This is a genomic window from Paraburkholderia dipogonis, from assembly GCF_046027395.1.
Lineage (GTDB): Bacteria > Pseudomonadota > Gammaproteobacteria > Burkholderiales > Burkholderiaceae > Paraburkholderia > Paraburkholderia dipogonis_A.
Window position 1 is genome coordinate 137,778 of sequence record NZ_JAQQEG010000001.1, and the last position, 16,945, is coordinate 154,722.

General features: G+C 62.3%; 11 protein-coding genes and 2 pseudogenes. 8 read left to right on the forward strand and 5 right to left on the reverse strand.

All coding sequences use genetic code 11. From position 1 onward, the window contains the following. The first annotated feature begins 1 nt into the window (after position 1). The 6 genes and pseudogenes from PQR32_RS00605 to PQR32_RS00630 all read left to right on the forward strand — a co-directional run. Entirely contained in the window at positions 2-1,501 is a 1,500-nt protein-coding gene (locus PQR32_RS00605; RefSeq protein WP_408221646.1) for an efflux transporter outer membrane subunit, read from the forward strand. Next, positions 1,498-2,763 (forward strand): paraquat-inducible protein A, encoded by a 1,266-nt coding sequence (locus tag PQR32_RS00610; RefSeq protein WP_408221647.1) that lies wholly within the window; start codon positions 1,498-1,500, stop codon positions 2,761-2,763. The genes PQR32_RS00605 and PQR32_RS00610 overlap by 4 nt, the downstream gene beginning before the upstream one ends. Then, positions 2,756-4,372 (forward strand): PqiB family protein, encoded by a 1,617-nt coding sequence (locus tag PQR32_RS00615; protein ID WP_408221648.1) that lies wholly within the window; start codon positions 2,756-2,758, stop codon positions 4,370-4,372. The genes PQR32_RS00610 and PQR32_RS00615 overlap by 8 nt, the downstream gene beginning before the upstream one ends. After that, positions 4,369-4,959, forward strand: coding sequence for a PqiC family protein (locus tag PQR32_RS00620; RefSeq protein ID WP_408221649.1), 591 nt, complete (start codon positions 4,369-4,371; stop codon positions 4,957-4,959). Before PQR32_RS00615 ends, PQR32_RS00620 begins: the two co-directional genes overlap by 4 nt. Before the next feature lie 325 nt (positions 4,960-5,284). Continuing rightward, positions 5,285-6,352: pseudogene (locus PQR32_RS00625) on the forward strand (TAXI family TRAP transporter solute-binding subunit); the annotation flags it as partial. A gap of 543 nt (positions 6,353-6,895) precedes the next feature. After that, a pseudogene (locus tag PQR32_RS00630) lies at positions 6,896-7,261 on the forward strand (alkaline phosphatase family protein); the annotation flags it as partial. Between the two features lie 10 nt (positions 7,262-7,271). Here PQR32_RS00630 and PQR32_RS00635 read toward each other — a convergent pair. The 3 genes from PQR32_RS00635 to PQR32_RS00645 all read right to left on the reverse strand — a co-directional run bounded on the left by PQR32_RS00635 (position 7,272) and on the right by PQR32_RS00645 (position 13,148). Further along, on the reverse strand, positions 7,272-10,349 hold the full coding sequence (locus tag PQR32_RS00635; RefSeq protein WP_408221650.1) for an efflux RND transporter permease subunit: 3,078 nt from the start codon (positions 10,347-10,349) through the stop codon (positions 7,272-7,274). 12 nt (positions 10,350-10,361) lie between these two features. After that, entirely contained in the window at positions 10,362-11,513 is a 1,152-nt protein-coding gene (locus tag PQR32_RS00640; RefSeq protein ID WP_408221651.1) for an efflux RND transporter periplasmic adaptor subunit, read from the reverse strand. Positions 11,514-11,645: 132 nt separating this feature from the next. Beyond that, entirely contained in the window at positions 11,646-13,148 is a 1,503-nt protein-coding gene (locus PQR32_RS00645) for an efflux transporter outer membrane subunit (protein ID WP_408221652.1), read from the reverse strand. Between the two features lie 472 nt (positions 13,149-13,620). Here PQR32_RS00645 and PQR32_RS00650 point away from each other — a divergent pair, with 472 nt between their 5' ends. After that, the gene (locus PQR32_RS00650; protein WP_408221653.1) at positions 13,621-14,193 is read left to right on the forward strand and encodes an OsmC family protein; all 573 of its coding nucleotides are present in this window, start codon (positions 13,621-13,623) and stop codon (positions 14,191-14,193) included. Positions 14,194-14,422: 229 nt separating this feature from the next. On the opposite strand, the gene PQR32_RS00655 is transcribed toward PQR32_RS00650, so the two are convergent. Beyond that, positions 14,423-15,238 (reverse strand): class II aldolase/adducin family protein, encoded by an 816-nt coding sequence (locus tag PQR32_RS00655; RefSeq protein ID WP_408221654.1) that lies wholly within the window; start codon positions 15,236-15,238, stop codon positions 14,423-14,425. A gap of 41 nt (positions 15,239-15,279) precedes the next feature. Between PQR32_RS00655 and PQR32_RS00660 the strand changes: the two genes are divergently transcribed. Beyond that, positions 15,280-15,519: a hypothetical protein gene (locus PQR32_RS00660; RefSeq protein ID WP_408221655.1), complete on the forward strand. Its 240-nt coding sequence runs from the start codon at positions 15,280-15,282 to the stop codon at positions 15,517-15,519. Between the two features lie 11 nt (positions 15,520-15,530). Here PQR32_RS00660 and PQR32_RS00665 read toward each other — a convergent pair whose 3' ends face one another. Further along, positions 15,531-16,697, reverse strand: a complete 1,167-nt coding sequence (locus tag PQR32_RS00665; RefSeq protein ID WP_408221656.1) for a porin — start codon at positions 16,695-16,697, stop codon at positions 15,531-15,533. Positions 16,698-16,945 lie beyond the last annotated feature (248 nt).

Consider the following 16,945-nt stretch of genomic DNA (forward strand, 5'->3'; position numbering starts at 1 on the left):
CATGCGCGGCTCCGCGATCCTCATGCGTTCGATATCGGCCCTGCTGCTTGCAGGGCTGGGCCTCGGTCTGGGCGGCTGTCTGCTCGGTCCGGACTACGTGCGGCCCACGGTGCCCACGCCGGCAACCTTCCGCTTCGAACCTGGCGAAGCGGCCGATGTTGCCAACGCGATGTGGTGGGAGCAATTCGGGGATCCCGTGCTGAACGATCTCATTGCCGCCGCGCTGGCCGACAACAAGGACGTGAAAATCGCCGCGGCGCGCGTCGACCAGTTTCTTGGCCAGTTCGTGACGACGCGCTCGGCCCTGTTTCCGCAGGTCAACGCGGGCTTTGAAGCATCGCGTCAACGCTCATCGATTGCCGGGCTGCCGACGCTGCCACCCGGCGTCAACCCCGTATTCAACGAGTTTCAGGCGCCGCTGTCGGCCGCATGGGAGATCGATTTCTTCGGCAAGGTGAGACGTCAGACCGAGTCGGCGCGAGCCAGCCTGCTGGCAACTGAAGAAGGCCGGCGCGCGACGATCCTGTCGCTGGTGGCGTCGGTTGCCTCGTCGTACGTCAATTTGCGCGACCTCGACCAGCAACTCTCGATCGCGAAGGCGACGACCGAAAGCCGTGCCGGCTCGGTGAAAGTATTTCAGGCGCGTTTTTCAGGCGGCGACGTGTCGCAGATGGAACTCGCGCAGAGCGAGTCGGAATACGAAGCCTCGCTCGCGACAATCCCGCAGATCGAGACGCAAATCGCCCAGCAGGAAGACGCGTTGTCGGTGCTGCTCGGTCGCAATCCGGGCCCGATTCTGCGTGGCCGCGAACTCACGGAGCTCGAGGTGCCGCCGGTGCCGGCAGGCTTGCCTTCCGATCTGCTTCAGCGCCGTCCCGATCTGCGTCAGGCCGAGCAGAACCTTATCGCCGCCAACGCATTGATCGGCGCCGCGCGCGCGCTTTACTTTCCGTCCATTTCACTGACGGGCCTGTTCGGAACGGCGAGCGGCCAGTTCTCGAAACTGTTCACCGGGCCGGCACGGATCTGGTCGTACGCAGGCTCGCTGACGGTGCCGATCTTTACCGCGGGCAGCATCAGTGGCCAGGTGAGCCAGGCGGAAGCACAGCAGCAACAGGCGCTGTTCCAGTATGAGCAGTCGATCCAGGTGGCTTTCCAGGAAGTCGACGACGCGCTGATCGCACTGCAGAAGTCCCGCGAGCAACTGGTTGTACAGGGCCGTCAGGTGGAAGCGTTGCGGACCTATTCGCGGCTCGCGCGATTGCGCTACGAGGGCGGCTACACGAGCTACATCGAGGTGCTCGACGCGGAGCGCAGTCTCTTCAACGCGCAACTCAGCTACACGCAGACCAACGGCCTGGTATTCAGCTCTCTGATTGGTTTGTACAAGGCGATGGGCGGCGGTTGGGTCGTCGAAGCCGAGCGCATGACGGGGCAGGTCATGCAGCACGGGGCTGCGGCTCCCGCAACCAGCCAGGCCATCGCGGAGCAGCCCAAATGACCGCCGGGCGCCTCATTGCCTGCCACGAATGCGACCTGCTGCAACGAGAGGCGGCATTGACGGGCGAGGGCGTGATGCGCTGCTGCCGCTGCCGTGCGGAGCTGTACCGTAACCATCCGGACAGCCTTGATCGTGCGCTCGCTTTCACACTCACGGCGATCGTGCTGTTCGCGATCGGCAATGCGTATCCGATCGTCGGTCTGTCGGTGAATGGCGATCTTGTTCAGACCACGTTGCTGGGCGCGGTTCGCATCCTGTACCGGGACGGCATGTGGCCGATCGCGGGACTCGTGCTTGTGACGACCTTCCTGATGCCGTTGCTGCAGATGTCCAGCATGGCGTACATCCTGTTGCCGCTGTGGCTGAATCGCCGTCCTTATCGCGCCGACATCGTCTTTCGTCTGCTGCATCTGTCGCGGCCTTGGGGTATGACGGAGGTGCTGATTCTCGGCATGCTGGTCGCACTGGTCAAGCTCGCGCATATTGCGAGCGTCGTGCCGGGCGTCGCGCTCTGGACGTTCGGCGCGTTGATGCTGATACTCGTGGCGGCCAGTGCGGCGTTCGATCCACACGAACTCTGGCAGCGCGCTGACGACCGCTACAGGGGTGAAGTGAACGCGGACGCACTTGAGGCGCCACGGGCACGCACGGCAATGGCGAGCGGGTTGACGACCTGTCATAGCTGCGGGCTGCTGACGAAGGCGGACGCGCACCTGCACGAAGCCAGCTGTCCGCGCTGCGGAGCGCATCTGCACGATCGCAAGCCGGCGAGCTTCACACGGACATGGGCATTCCTGATCGCCGCGATGGTGCTGTACATCCCGGCAAACATGTTGCCGGTGATGAACACCAGCTCGCTGTTCGGCTCGGAGAAGGACACGATTCTGAGCGGCGTCGTGTACCTGTGGACGTCGGGCTCGTGGCCCCTTGCCGTCATCGTGTTCATCGCGAGCATCGCTGTCCCGATGCTCAAGATCATCGCGATCATGTTCCTCGTTATCTCGACGCAGCGTCGCTCGGTCGCCATGTTGCAGCAAAGGACCCGCATCTACCGTGTAGTGGAACTGGTCGGGCGCTGGTCGATGCTCGATATCTACGTGATCACCATTCTCGTCGCACTCGTCCAGTTCAATGCGCTCGCGACCATCCATGCAGGGCCGGCCGCAGTAGCTTTCGGCGCCGTGGTCGTGATGACGATGTTCGCTGCAATGTCGTTCGATCCGCGCCTCATCTGGGACGCGGCGGAGCCCGATCATGGCTAGACCCCCCGATCAACCAGGTTCGCCGGACGTTCCTGAAGCGGTTGCCACACCACGCTCGCGCTGGCGGATGCAGATCGTGTGGCTGGTACCGCTGATCGCAGTGCTCATTGGCGGGTGGCTGGCGGTGAAGGCGATCATGGAGCAGGGCCCGACGGTCACGATCAGCTTCGAGACCGGCGAGGGGCTCGACGCGGGCAAGACCAAGATCAAGTTCAAGAACGTCGATATCGGTGTGGTCAAAAGCGTCACGTTGTCAGGCGATCACCGCCGCGTGATTGCCACGGCCGAACTGTCCAAAGATGCCACAAACCTGCTGGTAGACGACACGCGATTCTGGGTCGTACGTCCGCGTATTTCGGGCGGAACCGTATCGGGTATTGGCACCTTGCTATCTGGTTCCTTCATTGGCATGGACGTAGGCAGCTCGGCGAAGACGAGGCGCGATTACACAGGCCTGGAGACACCGCCCGTGTTCGCCATCGGCGTGCCGGGCCGCGAGTTCATACTGAAAGGTGCCGACATGGGCTCGCTCGATGTCGGCTCGCCCATTTTCTACAGACGGCTGCAGGTCGGACAGGTCACTTCATACCAGCTCGACCCGAATGGAAAGGGCGTAACGATGCATGTCTTCGTCAACGCGCCTTACGACAGATACGTGAAGGTCGACACTCGCTTCTGGCAGGCGAGCGGGATCGACGTGTCGCTGGATACAACGGGTGTCAAGGTCAATACGGAGTCCCTGGTGGCCATCCTGATCGGCGGGCTTGCATTCCAGGCGCCGGACGAAACGGCCGATGACGTGCAGGCCGCCGCGAACACCCAGTTCACGCTGTTCCACGATCGCGCGGAGGCGATGAGGCAACACGATCGGATCGTCGATAGCTATGTGCTGGTTTTCAGGGAGTCGGTGCGGGGTCTGGCGGTCGGCGCGCCGGTCGATTTTTTCGGCATCGTGGTCGGCGAAGTCGCGGCAATCAATACGCGGTTTGATCCCGTCACCAAACAGTTCAGCATCCCGGTCGAGATACGGCTCTTTCCAGAGCGTTTCACGTCGCGCTTCAGGAAGGGAGGGAGCGGCAGGATGAGCGACGATCCTCGGAAACTTGCGCAAACGCTGGTCGACCATGGCCTGCGAGGACAGTTGCGCACCGGAAACCTGCTGACCGGGCAACTCTACGTTACGCTCGCCTTTTTCCCGAACGCGCCCAAGACGAAGGTCGACTGGACCGCCACGCCGCCCGAGCTCCCAACCATACCTGGTGGCCTGCAGTCGCTGCAGGATTCGTTGACGAGTCTGCTCACCAAGCTGAACCAGATTCCGTTCGAAGGGATTGGCCAGAACGCGAAGAAGACGCTAGCCGACGCCGATACCCTGCTGAAGCAGTTGAGGACCGAAGTGGTACCGCAGGCACGCGACACGCTCGCCGCCGCGCAGACGGCGCTGAACTCCGCGAACGGCGCACTACAGCCCGATTCCCCGCTGGCGCAAAGCACCTCGGACGCCATGACCGAACTGGCGCGCACCGCAGCGGCTTTCCGCACACTGGCGGACTACCTCGAACGCCATCCGGAGGCGCTTATCCGCGGCAAGCTGGAGGATAAAAAGTGATACGCCTGTCCCTATGTCTCGCCATTACGCTGACGATGATCACGCTCGCTGGTTGTGCCAGTTCGAAGGCGGAGTTCTACACATTGAGCGCGGAGGCGCCGCGCGAAAGCGCCACCCGCGGTTCGCCGGTCACTGTCCTGGTAGTGGCGGTCAGCGTGCCCGAACTCGTCGACCGGCCGCAGATCGTGGTTCGTGCCGGCGCGAACCATGTGAATATCGACGAATTCGCCCGCTGGGCGGAGCCGTTGAAGAGCCAGATCCCGCGCGTAGTGGTCGCCGATCTCTCGCAGTTGCTGAACAGCCCTCTCGTGTCGACTTCGCCGATTGGTGGAGACGCGGCGGCGGCCTGGCGAGTGCGTATCGATGTCCGGCGCTTCGACGCCTCGCTCGGCGATGTCGCGACTGTCGATGTCTTGTGGTCGGTGCTGCCACCCGGCAAAGCGCCGCCGATAACCGGCCGCACGATCGCGAGCGAGCCCTGCGCAGGCGCGGGCTACGATGCGGCAGTGGTGGCCTGGAGCAGAGCGCTCGCCACCGTGAGCAGTGCGATCGCGGCCGGAATCCGTCCGCCGACAACCGTCGACTGACGCCTGAACGGAGGTCTCTTATCGGATGCTTGAGACGGTTTCACGGTGCATGGGTTGCGCGGCCGTCGTCGTTCTGGAACCGGCGGCCGGGGGCGCATTGGCGGAGCCGGCGTCGCAGAATTGATCGACGAGCAATACTGCATGTTTTGCCATACGACTCAAGGGGCCAACCTCGCGCCGCCGTTCCCGTAGATCGCTGAACGCTGTCGCAAGGTGCGGGGCGCGGGCGCCACGCTCGCGCAGAAGTTGCGCGTCGACGGAAAAGCGGACTGGGGTGACGTCACGATGCCGATTGCCCCGAGCCGGTTGTCGGCGGCCTACTTGTGAACGGCTGAAGAATCCGGATAGCGAATACGAGGTGGGCTTTATTCAATCAGGCACCACCAGTCCGAAAGAAACAGATCATCTGCAGACCATCGCTGCCGTCTCATATGAACCGATCTGGGTGTTCTATCGTGGCGACATGACCGTCAACCGGCTCGTGCAACTGCGCGGCAAAAGGATCGCCATCGGCGTCTCCGGCAGCGGACTGCTCAACGTCGCCCAGGTATTGCTCTCCTATAGCGGCGTCACTCGCGACAATACCTCGCTGATGCAAATGGATGCCGTCACGGCATATCAAGGCCTTGAAGACGGCAAGCTGGATGCTGCTTTTTTTATAGGCAGGCCCGACGCTCCGATGCAGCACACACTACTCAACAGCAATCTGAAACTGATGGGTTTTGCCCAGGCCGACGCGCTGGTGCAAAAATTCCCGTCTCTCTCCAAAATCGTTTTTTCCCGCGCCTCGATCAGCATAGTCGATGATCTTCCGCAAGCTGACGTCACCCTGTTAGCCGCAACCGCTCTGCTCGTGTCGAAAGACACCCTGCATCCCGCACTGGTCTACCTGCTGCTAGACGCGGCCAGAACCGTCCACGGCGCCGAAGATTACTTTACGCCGCACGGCGCGTTTCCCAACCTGAACACCGATGAATTTCCCGTTTCGGACGAAAGCACACGCTACTTCAAATCCGGTCCTCCGTTCCTGCAGCGCTACCTTCCGTTCTGGCTGGCCAGCTTTGTCGAAAGACGTCTGCTGGTGCTGGTGCCGTTCATAGCCTTAATGCTGGGCTTGCTGCAGGCGTTGCCGCGCATGGCGGAGGCGCGGATAAAGAAGCGGCTGGAGGTTTGGTACCGGGAAATCAAATCGCTGGAAGATGAAATATGGAGAAACAGGCAACCGACCCGGGACCAGATTACGCAATGGCGCGACGAAATTGAGGACATCGATGCACACGCCAGTCAGATACGGATACCGCAACGCTATTTTCAGGATGTGTACGCGCTCAAGCAGGCGCTTGGCGTCGTAAGGGATCGGATTTCCCGAATTGCCGGACAGGTCAATCGATAGCAAACTTGCCTGTAACAGGCGACGCCTCCTTTAGAATCTGGAAGATCGTGGTATAGAAGTCATAAGCAAGTTCATATTGGCCAGCTTGGCCGCTAAAAGCAATATCGCCCCTAATCACAAGGATGATTGCATCGCTTTCTGCGAAAAAGACAGTGCGGCCAGCTGCAACGATGACTTCGGCTCGGCAGAGAACAGGCGCACTGGCGGCGTGGACTCATCGCGCGTGCAGGGAACGAGTTTCACGCGGAAACCGAGAACAAATTATGTAGTCCAGTCGTGCCAGACTCCGTGATCAAAAAATCGAAGCTGAATGGCTCGGGGAAGATCTCATGCAGGGATGTTTAACGCCGAACTGCAAACATAGCTTGACTGTCGCATTGATATCGAGGATCGGCCAGGATTCCCTCATGTCGATGAAGTTTCGCGCTCGTTCGATGAGATAAAAATATGTTCGCGCTCCTTCGTCAAGGATCTCGTACCTTCGGTCAACAAGTATGCCGTGCACATCCGCGGCAGTCCCTTTGAGGCCGGTATTTCCGATGTTGCAGCGTGTCGCGTTATCCGTTCGATCCCAGTTCGATCCTTCAACTGCTTGCCTGGCGCTTCGGACTTGACCCGCTCGGCGCGCGGGGAAGCGATCCGGGAACCGTCAACCTGGCGTATGCGTTGGATCTGGCGGACGCGCCACGCACCGACGCGCCTGCTATCGCCGTCACGCAGGGCGTCTTCGGCGCGGCGTGCGCAGCGTCGGCGTCCGCTGGCGCTTCGGTCGTGACCGGCATCGGAGAACTGGACAAGAGTCAGGTCACGCCGGGAAGCACCGTCCCCGACACGGCAGTGAGCCCGGTGGGCGGCCGGTTCGCGGAGCTGAGGACGAAGGCGGACGCTCTCGGCTTCCCGAGTCCGCAGCAACCAGGCGTCAAGCTTGATCCGCCGCATTGCCTTGACCGGCCTTCGGCACTCCAACGTCCTGATGATGATCGGCGGCGAGAAACATATACATCGCGGGCACCACGAACAACGTGAAGAGCGTGCCGATCGACAGCCCCGTGAAGATCACGAGCCCCATCGCATTGCGGCCCGCGGCGCCTGCTCCCGAGGCGACCACGAGCGGCAGGACGCCGAGCACCATCGCCGCCGTCGTCATCAGAATCGGGCGCAGCCGCACGCCGGCTGCTTCTTCCAGGGCTTCGCGCTTCGATCTGCCGGCGTGTTGCAGTTCGTTGGCGAACTGGACGATCAGAATGCCGTGCTTGCTGACGAGCCCCATCAGCGTGACGAGCCCGACCTGCGTGTAGATGTTCAGCGTCGTCAAGCCGATATTGATGAAGATCAGCGCACCGAACAGCGCCATCGGTACCGAAATCAGAATCACGATCGGGTCACGGAAACTTTCGAACTGCGCCGCGAGCGCAAGGAACACGATGATCGTCGCGAACATCAGCGTGATCACGAAACCGCCGGACTCCTGCACGAACTGCCGCGATTGCCCCGAGTAATCCGCCGAATAGCCTGCTGGCGCGGCCTGCGAGGTCGCCTTGCGCAGAAAGTCGAGCACCTCGCCTTGTGACACGCCCGGCACGATCACGCCGGAGATCGTCGCCGAGTTGAGTTGCTGGAAGTGGTTGATCGATTCCGGCACGACGTTGTGTTCGAGATGCGCAATCGTCGAAGCCGGTATGACACTGCCGTCCGGCGTGCGCAGGTAGTAATCGAGCACCTGCGAAGGATTCAGGCGGTCGGTTTGCAATACCTGCGGAATCACCTTGTACGAGCGCCCGGCAATCGAGAAGTAGTTGACATAGCCGCCCCCGAGCGCTGAACCGAGCGCTTGTCCGACGTCGCTCTGCGAGAGCCCGAGCGAGGCGACCTTGTCGCGGTCGACGACGAGCGTGGCTTCCGGCTTATCGAGCTTGAGATCGCTGTCGACGAAGAAAAACATCCCGCTCGCGCGGGCCTGTTGCAGAACTGCCTGTGAGACCTCGTTGAGGTTCTCGAAAGGCTCGGTCGTGCTGATGACGAACTGCACCGGCAAGCCCTGCGAGCCCGGCAGCGGCGGAAACTGGAACGCCGCGACGCGCGCGCCGGCAATCTGATTCCATTTTTGCTGCAATTCCTGCTGCAACGCGGTCGCGCCCTTGCTGCGCTGATCCCACGTCTTGAACAGCACGCCGCCGATCCCCTGGTTGAGTGTCGGTGCGCCGGTGAGCTGGAACATCTGCGAGTATTCAGGGAAGGCCTTGGATATGTCGAATACCTGGTCCGCGTACGTCTGCATCTGCTGGATGGTCGCGTTCGGCGGCCCCTGGATCTGCGACAGTACGATCCCCTGATCTTCCTGCGGTGCGAGTTCCGATTTCGACGTCATGAACAGGTAGACCGTGCCGCCGAGCAGCAGCGCGCCCATCACGGTGAATACGGGCCACGTGTCGAGCGTCGCGTGCAAAAGCCGGCCGTAACCACGATGAACGCGCTCGAACTGGCGGTGGACGAAGCGCGCGAAACGCCCCGATTCCTGCTCCGCGCGAAAGAAGCGCGAGCACATCATCGGCGACAACGTGAGCGCGATCACACCGGACACCGTCACCGCGCCGGCCAGCGAGAAGGCGAACTCGGTGAAGAGGGCGCCCGTCAGGCCGCCCTGAAAACCGATCGGCGCATACACGGCGATCAGCACGACGGTCATCGCGAGGATCGGTCCGCCGAGTTCGCGCGCGGCAATCAGCGCGGCATCGAAAGGCGCCTTGCCTTCCTCCTTCATGTGGCGATCGACGTTCTCGACGACGATGATCGCGTCGTCCACCACGAGCCCGATCGCGAGCACCAACGCGAGCAGTGTCAGCAGATTGATCGAATAGCCGAGCAACTGCATCACGAAGAACGTGCCGATGAGCGACAACGGCATCGCGATCAGCGGCACGACGACCGCGCGCAAGCTGCCGAGGAACAGGAAAATCACCGCAGTGACGATCAGCAGCGCTTCGACCAGCGTCTTGATGACTTCGACGATCGCCGTGTTGACGAAATCGGTTGCGTCATAAACGATCTCCCCCGTCATGCCCGTCGGAAACTGCTTCTGCAGCCCGGGAAAGATGGCCTTCACGCGCTTGGCGACATCGAGAATGTTGGCGTCCGGCGCGACCTTGATGCCGATGAACACCGAACGCTTGCCGCTGAACGCCACGTTGAAGTCGTAGCTGTCGGCACCGAGCACGACGTTCGCGACATCTTCGAGGCGCACGATCGCGCCGTTCTTCTGCTTGACGACAAGTTGCTTGAAGTCGTCGACGGTATGGAGGTCCGTGCCCGCGTTCAGGTCGACGCTGACCATTTGCCCCTTCGTCGTGCCGAGCGTCGCGAGATAGTTGTTGTTGCCGAGCGCCGTGAAGACGTCGGCGGCCGTCACGCCGTGCGCGGCGAGCCGCGTCGCATCGAGCCACGCGCGCAGCGCGAACTGCCGCCCGCCGAGGATTTCGGCGGTCTGCACGCCTTCGATCGAATCGAGCTTGGGCTTGATGACACGCAACAGATAATCCGTGACGTTGTTGCTCGGCAGCACGTCGCTGTAAAAGCCCATGTACATCGCGTCGGTGGTCTGCCCGGTCTGTACCGTCAGCACCGGCTGCTGCGCCTGCGGCGGCAACTGGTTGCGCACCGAGCCGATCTGCGTATTGATCTCGGTCAGCGCGCGGTTCGCGTCGTAGTTCAGGCGCAGCGTTGCGGTAATGGTCGAGACGCCGGTGCTGCTCGTCGACGACATGTAGTCGATGCCTTGCGCCTGAGCGATCGCCGACTCGAGCGGCTGCGTGATGAAGCCGGCAATGGTGTCGGCATTCGCTCCGTAGTAGGCCGTGCTGATCGTCACGACGGCGTTTTCGGTCTGCGGATACTGGCTGACTTTCAGAGCGGCGAGCGAGCGCAGCCCGAGCACGAGGATCAGCAGGCTGACGACCGAAGCAAGCACGGGGCGCCGGATAAAGAGATCGGTGAAGGTCATCGCGCGGCCTCTCTATTGTTCCTGAGGCGTCGGGTTCGGATTGTCCGTCGGCTGCACGCTGTTATTGATGACGAGCGGCGTGCCGTTCTTGAGCTTGAGTTGCCCGCTCGTCACGACCTGCGTGCCGGCGTCGACCCCTTTGAGGATCGCGACCTGATCGCCGCGCGTCGGGCCAGGCGTGACGAACACCTGCTGCGCGACGGGCAGCGCCTTGCCCTGCGCGTTGGGTTGCGTGCCCGGCTTGACGACGAACACGGTCGCGCCATAGGGGTTGTAGGTGATGGCGGTTTGCGGCAGCGTCAGGTAGCGCTGTCCGGCGCCCGCGTCGATCTTCACGTTCGCGTACATGCCCGGCAGCAGCTTGCGCTCGTGGTTGTCCACGCTGGCTTCGATCTGCACGTTGCGCGTGGTGCTGTCGACTTTCGGGCTGACCGACTGGATCTTGCCCACGAACGTTTGCCCGCTGTACGCATTGGTATCGACCACGATGGTCTGGCCGATCGCGAGCTGGCCGAGCTGCTGCTGCGGCAGGTAGAAATCCGCGTAAATCGGATCGATTGCCTGCAGCGTGACGATCGCATCGCCCGGATTGAGGTACTGCCCCGGATTGATCGTGGTGATGCCCAGGCGCCCCGCAAACGGCGCGCGAATGGTCTTCTTGTCGACGAGCGCCGCCTGTTGCGCGACCTGCGCCTTCTTGCCCTTCAGGTCGGCGGCGTCCGCGTCGAGCTGCGCCTTGGCGATCGCCCTGATGTCGTATTGCGCCTTGTCGCGCGTGTAGACCGTCTGCGCGAGTTCTGCGGCTGCCTGCAGCGACTGGAGCAGCGCCACGTCGCTGTCGGCGTTGAGTCTGACGAGCACTTGCCCGGCTTTCGCTTCCTGCCCCGAGTTGAATGCCACCTCGCGCACGAGGCCTGCGACTTCAGTGGTGACATCGACACCGCGCACGGCGCGCAGGCTGCCGACCGCCGCAAGCTGCGGTTGCCACTGCTGATAACCGGCGACGACTGCCGAGACGGTAGCGGGCGGTGCCGAGTTGCCCGCCATGAACTTCGCGAACATATGCGTGCGGAACACGTTGAAGCCGACGAGCGCGGCCAGCAGCAGGCCGACACAGATCAGCATGATCACCATCCGTTTTGTCATCGGTTTTCTTTCGGTCATCGTGATGTCCTTGCACGGCATTGGGCGAAGCGCGGGACGATTCGTCCATTCGTTCCTTCGTTTCTGACGGCGCGTGTTGCAAAGAGCGGTGAAGCGAGTGTCCGGTCGAAGGTACGTCAATGCGTCAATGCGTCAATGCGTCGTTGCGGCGGTGGCCGGCGCGGCGTTCCACCAGCCGCCACCGAGCGCCTGGAAGAGGGCCGCGGTGTCGGCGTAGCGGGCTGCCTGGGCCTGCGCGAGGCTCACCACCGTTTGCTGGTACTGGCGTTGGGCATCGAGAAGCGACAGGTAGCTCACCCCGCCGACGCGATACTGCCCACGCGTCAGTTCCAGCGAGTCGTTGGCGGCACGCCAGGCATCCGTCTGCGCTTTCAGGCCGGTCGCGTCGTGATCGAGCGCGCGCAGCGAGTCCGCGACGTTCTGAAACGCCAGCAGCACCGTTTCGCGGTATTGCGCGTCGGCCTGCTCGTACGCCGCCTCCGCCGCGCGCTTCTGCGCGCTCAGTTGGCCGCCGTGGAAGACCGGTTGCAGCAGGCCGGCGCCGAGGCTCCAGATCGTGCTGCCCGCCTTGAATACCTGGGCCGGCGTCAAGGCCTCGGCGCCGTAGCTGGCGGACAGCGTGATCTGCGGATACATCGCCGCGGTGGCCACGCCGATTTGCGCGCTGGCCTGATGCAGCACGGCGTCGGCGGCGAGAATGTCGGGCCGCTGCTGCACCAGCGCCGACGGCAGACTGACAGGCAGCGTCTCGGGTAACGAAAACATCTCGAGCCTGAATTCGGGCAACGCGGTGTCGCTGGGCAGTTTGCCGGCCAGCACGGCGAGCTGGTGGCGCACCTGGTCGAGTTGTTGTTGCAGCGGCGGCAGCGTTGCGCGGGTCTGCGCCAACAGGGTCTGCTGCGCCAGTACCGTCGTACGGCCCACGCCCCCCAGTTCGAACTGCTTGCCGAGTACGCCGAGTTGCTCATCTTCTTGCGCGGCGATCCGCCCGGTTGCCTCGATCTGGGCGCGCAGTGACGCTTCCTTGACGGCCGCGGTCACGATGTTTGCTGATATCGCGAGATAGGCGGCCTGCAACTGGAAGCGCTGGTAATCGACTTGCGCGTGCAACGCTTCGAGTTCGCGCCGTGTGCCGCCGAACACGTCGAGTTTGTACGAGACGTTCACCGATGCGTTGTAGAGATTGAACTCATCGACGAGTCCGGGCTCGCCTAGCGTGACGCCGTTGAATTTTTCGCGCGTGGCGCCCAGTTGTGCGTCGACGCTGGGCAGAAGGGTGCCGCCCGCTTGCGCGGAGAAGGTTTCGCGCGCCTGCCGAAGGGCCGCTTGCGCCGCGGCGATGTTCGGACTGTTGACGAGTGCCTGACGGATCAGCGTATCGAGCGGCTCGCAATGAAAGAGCGCCCACCAGGCGGCGGGAATGTCCTGTCCCGGCACGAAGCGTTGCGGCAAGCCGGCGGCACCCGGCGAAGAGGCCGTCTGTTCAGGCAGCGGCGAGGCAGTGTAGGTGTCGGTAGCTGGCGCGGGGGGAGAGCGGTAGTCAGGACCGACCATGCAGCCGGCCACTGCGGCGCAGCCGCATAGCGCGACGCACAGGCGCCGCTGCCGGCCAATACGCTGGTTAACGTCGATCATCGATCCACCTTATATCGCCTGCGTTTTGACTAAACGAGCGAGCGGACGCGGATATTCGGGCAACGTGAACTTTCGGTGTTTCTTTTCCTGCCTGACGCCGGAATCTACCATGCGGGACGATAGCTACGCGTAGCCTAGCACGGTCGATTGCTGCGCTCGCACACGAGATCACGTAGGCAGTGCGCTCGACGACCGCTGACATGCTCCGTGCCATGCCCGGCGCAACATTCATTCACACACGTCAAATCTGATCAGGCGTTTCGGTCATATCTTACGGCGACCTGATCATAGAACGCCGACTCTTCGAATCGTACATTTGAGCCACCGGAATGCCAGGTCAGCCGCCTGGTTCTGGGCCGGTAGCGATCGTGACATCACGCAGACCAGGGCGTGCGCATGCAGACTGCGCTCGCCACTCCGCAATGAGAATTGCCGAAGCTGAACAATCCACGTTTTGTACAGGAGATGGAACATGAATACCAATGCACAGACCCATGAAGCGAATGTCGTCAACGGCCTCAACGTCGACGACCTGTTCTCCCTGATCGAGGGCGTCAAGGGCGATGCATCGAAAGCCACCACCAGTTGGCGCGTTGCCACGACCTGGCAGGGCCAGGCCCGGAGCCACTCCGAGGTAAAGGGATTCGCGATCGGAGGGCAGGACGTGTCGCGTCGATTCACGATCGATATCGATGAGCCTCTCGAACTCGGCGGCTCGAACCAGTTCGCCAATCCTCAGGAGCATCTGATCGCGGCGCTGAACGCTTGCATGACGGTGGGTTATGTGGCGCAGTGCGCTGTTCGCGGGATCACGCTCGAATCTCTCGAGATTGAAACGGAGGGCGACATCGACCTTAGAGGCTTTCTTGGGATCGACCCGAACGTGGCAAACGGCTACGAGAGCCTGCGTTACACCGTTCGTATCAAGGGCAGCGGCACCAAGGAACAGTTCGCTGAAATCCACGACGCCGTCATGGCCACTTCTCCCAACTTCTACAATCTGGCGAATGCCGTCCCCTTGAAGTCCACGCTTCTGGTCGGGTGAACTTCGCGATGCAGGGCGGCGCGACGCGAATCGTTTCGGTCGCGCCGCCTTCCAGCGGCGAATCGAATCCAGATTTTCGCCAGGTGCCCGGTGTTGAATTTTGTTGCGCCTCACTGATAGCCGGCTTCGCTCATGCCGCGTGCGTGTTGCGGAGTTAAGGCATGCGGTCGGCGGTGCTCAGCCCGGGCATCGAGCGCTGAGCGCAAAGGCAATGACAAGGAAAATCAGGCTAGCGGCGGTAATCGGATTTCGGGTCGTCGATCAGACGGAGCGCGGCTTGCCATGCCAGTTCCGCGATTTCCGTCGAATCCTCGCGATCGAACTGGCTCGCGGTCAGTTCACAGACTTCGCGTGGCGGAATGCGCAAGGCGCTGCCGCCGGCCAGCGCCTGAATCTGCGCCTGGCACGCACGTTCGAGGAAGTAGATCTCGTGGAATGCTTCGGCGGCCGTGGCGCCTGCTGCCAGCAATCCGTGATTGCGCAGGATCATCGCCTTGCAGGTGCCGAGATCGCGGACCAGACGGTCGCGTTCGCCGAGTTCCAGCGCGATGCCTTCGTAATCGTGGTAGCCGAGCTTGCCGTAGAACTTCAACGCATGCTGGCTGATCGGCAGCAGGCCTTGTTCCTGAGCGGATACGGCGGTTCCGGCGGCCGTGTGCGTGTGGATCACGAAATGCAGGTCGTCCCGCGCGGCGTGAATCGCCGAGTGAATCGTGAAGCCCGCGGCGTTCACACGGAACAATGCGGGCTCGGTTTGCGCGCGCTCGTCGACGACCTTGCCCTGATGATCGATCTTCACCAGATCCGAAGCGCGCATCTCGTGGAACAGGACACCATAGCGATTGATCAGGAAGGCGGCCGGCTCACCCGGCGCGCTCGGCAGACGGGCGGTAATGTGCGTGTCGATCATGTCCGTCATGCGGAAATGGGCGACCAGCCGGTAAAGCGCGGCCAGTTCTTCCCGCACGTGCTGCTCGCTATCGGATCGCGTGCTGCGGGCAGCGTGCGGTTCCAGCGCAGGATCGGGTAATTGCGTCGTTTGCATTTGAAAAGGCTCCGAGGTTCGCACTTGCGGTCGCGTGCGTAGTGTTCGCCGGCGGCGAGGCGGGCAAGCGTCGCGGCTTCGGTAAACAATACGCCGTTATCGTCGGCGAGGACCATTGCGTCGGGCCGTACCTGCTCGCGCATCGCCTGGTGCCTTTATCGGGAGCGAAAGCGACGGGGCGAATGATCCCAGATAAAAAAGAACTCGCCCAAAAAGAAAAACGCCCCGCAGGGCGTTTTTCAAGAACCTCGATCCAGCAGGAAACTCGCGTTCCCCACTGAGAGAGACTCGCTTAGAACTTGTGACGGATACCGACGCGGAACGCCAACTGGTTGTCCGAACCCGTGCCCGACGTGTTGAAAAAGCTCGTGCTCGAACCGATCTGCGCCTGTACGTCGCCCGTTGCCGCGTTGTGGCCCGAAGCGATCTGGTAGATACCCAGTGCATACACGTCCGTACGCTTGCTCAGCGCGTAGTCGACGCTCAGGTCCGCCTGGTTCCAGTGGCCCGTGTTCGCGTTGCTCAGGTGCATGTACGTGTAGCCCGCGCCTGCCGTCAGAGCCGGCGTGAATGCGTACTTCGCGCCTGCTTCATAGGCGGCGAACGTCGTCGAACCACCCGTGATCGGCTCGAAGCGCGTGTTCGTGTACAACGCCCACAGCGTCGCTGCGCCGATCGAGTAACGGCCGCCGACGCCGAACGTGCGCAGATCGCGGACCGTGCCCGTCGTCACGTTGGCCATGGCCGTCGGGAACGCCGGCGTTGACTGACCCGGGAAGCGGATGTCCGTGTACGCTGCGCCGACGCCGAACGGGCCGTTTGCGTAGTTCACGCCGAAGCTATAAGCGCGCGACGAACCGGCGACCGGTGCAGCGGTCGTGCCGGTGGCCGGTGCGCCGCCGAATGCGCCAGCCTGGTTCGAAAAGCCGTACATCGCGCCGAAGGTCAGGCCCGCGAAATTCGCGCTGCTGAACTTGACGGCGTTGTTGATACGGCTCGAGGTCAACTGGTCGACGTCGTTGATGTGGTAAGCGTAGTTACCCGCGACGGTCTGGCCGCCGGTCGAGTAGTTGCCGCCCAGATAGTCCGTCGAAAACGAGTACTGGCGACCGAACGTCAGCGAGCCGATACCGTCCTTCGACAGACCGACATACGCTTGACGGCCGAACAGCGCGCCGCCCTGGCCGAGCGTGCCGTTGCCGCTGTTAAAGCCGCTTTCCAACACGAACAGCGCCTTCAGGCCGCCACCCAGATCTTCCGTGCCGCGCAGGCCCCAACGGCTGCCTTGGGCAACGCCGTCGTCGTACTTGAAGAGGTTGTCGTGACCCGTTGCGGTCTTCGAGTTGTTCACGTAGCTGATACCGGCATCGATCAAGCCATACAGCGTGACGCTGCTTTGCGCGTGGGCGGCGGTGGCGAAGACGGCGAGAGTAGCGGCGGTCAATACTTTCTTGTTCAAGACTTTCTCCGATTAAAAATTAAGCGATCGCGACGCCGAACTCTTCGGTAAGGTCGTGCGATGGCCCGCAATTTAAGGGAACGCAGAGTAAGGTATGTGACAGCATGGGTTATTTTTGAAATCTGTCGCGCTGGCGCGACACTCACATGGCGCCGCCAGCCCAAATCACGCAGGGCATGCGCGTATAAGCTTTTTCCGGATCGTGCATATAAGCGTGTGAAAAACGATTGGTTTCGGGCGCCGCGCTC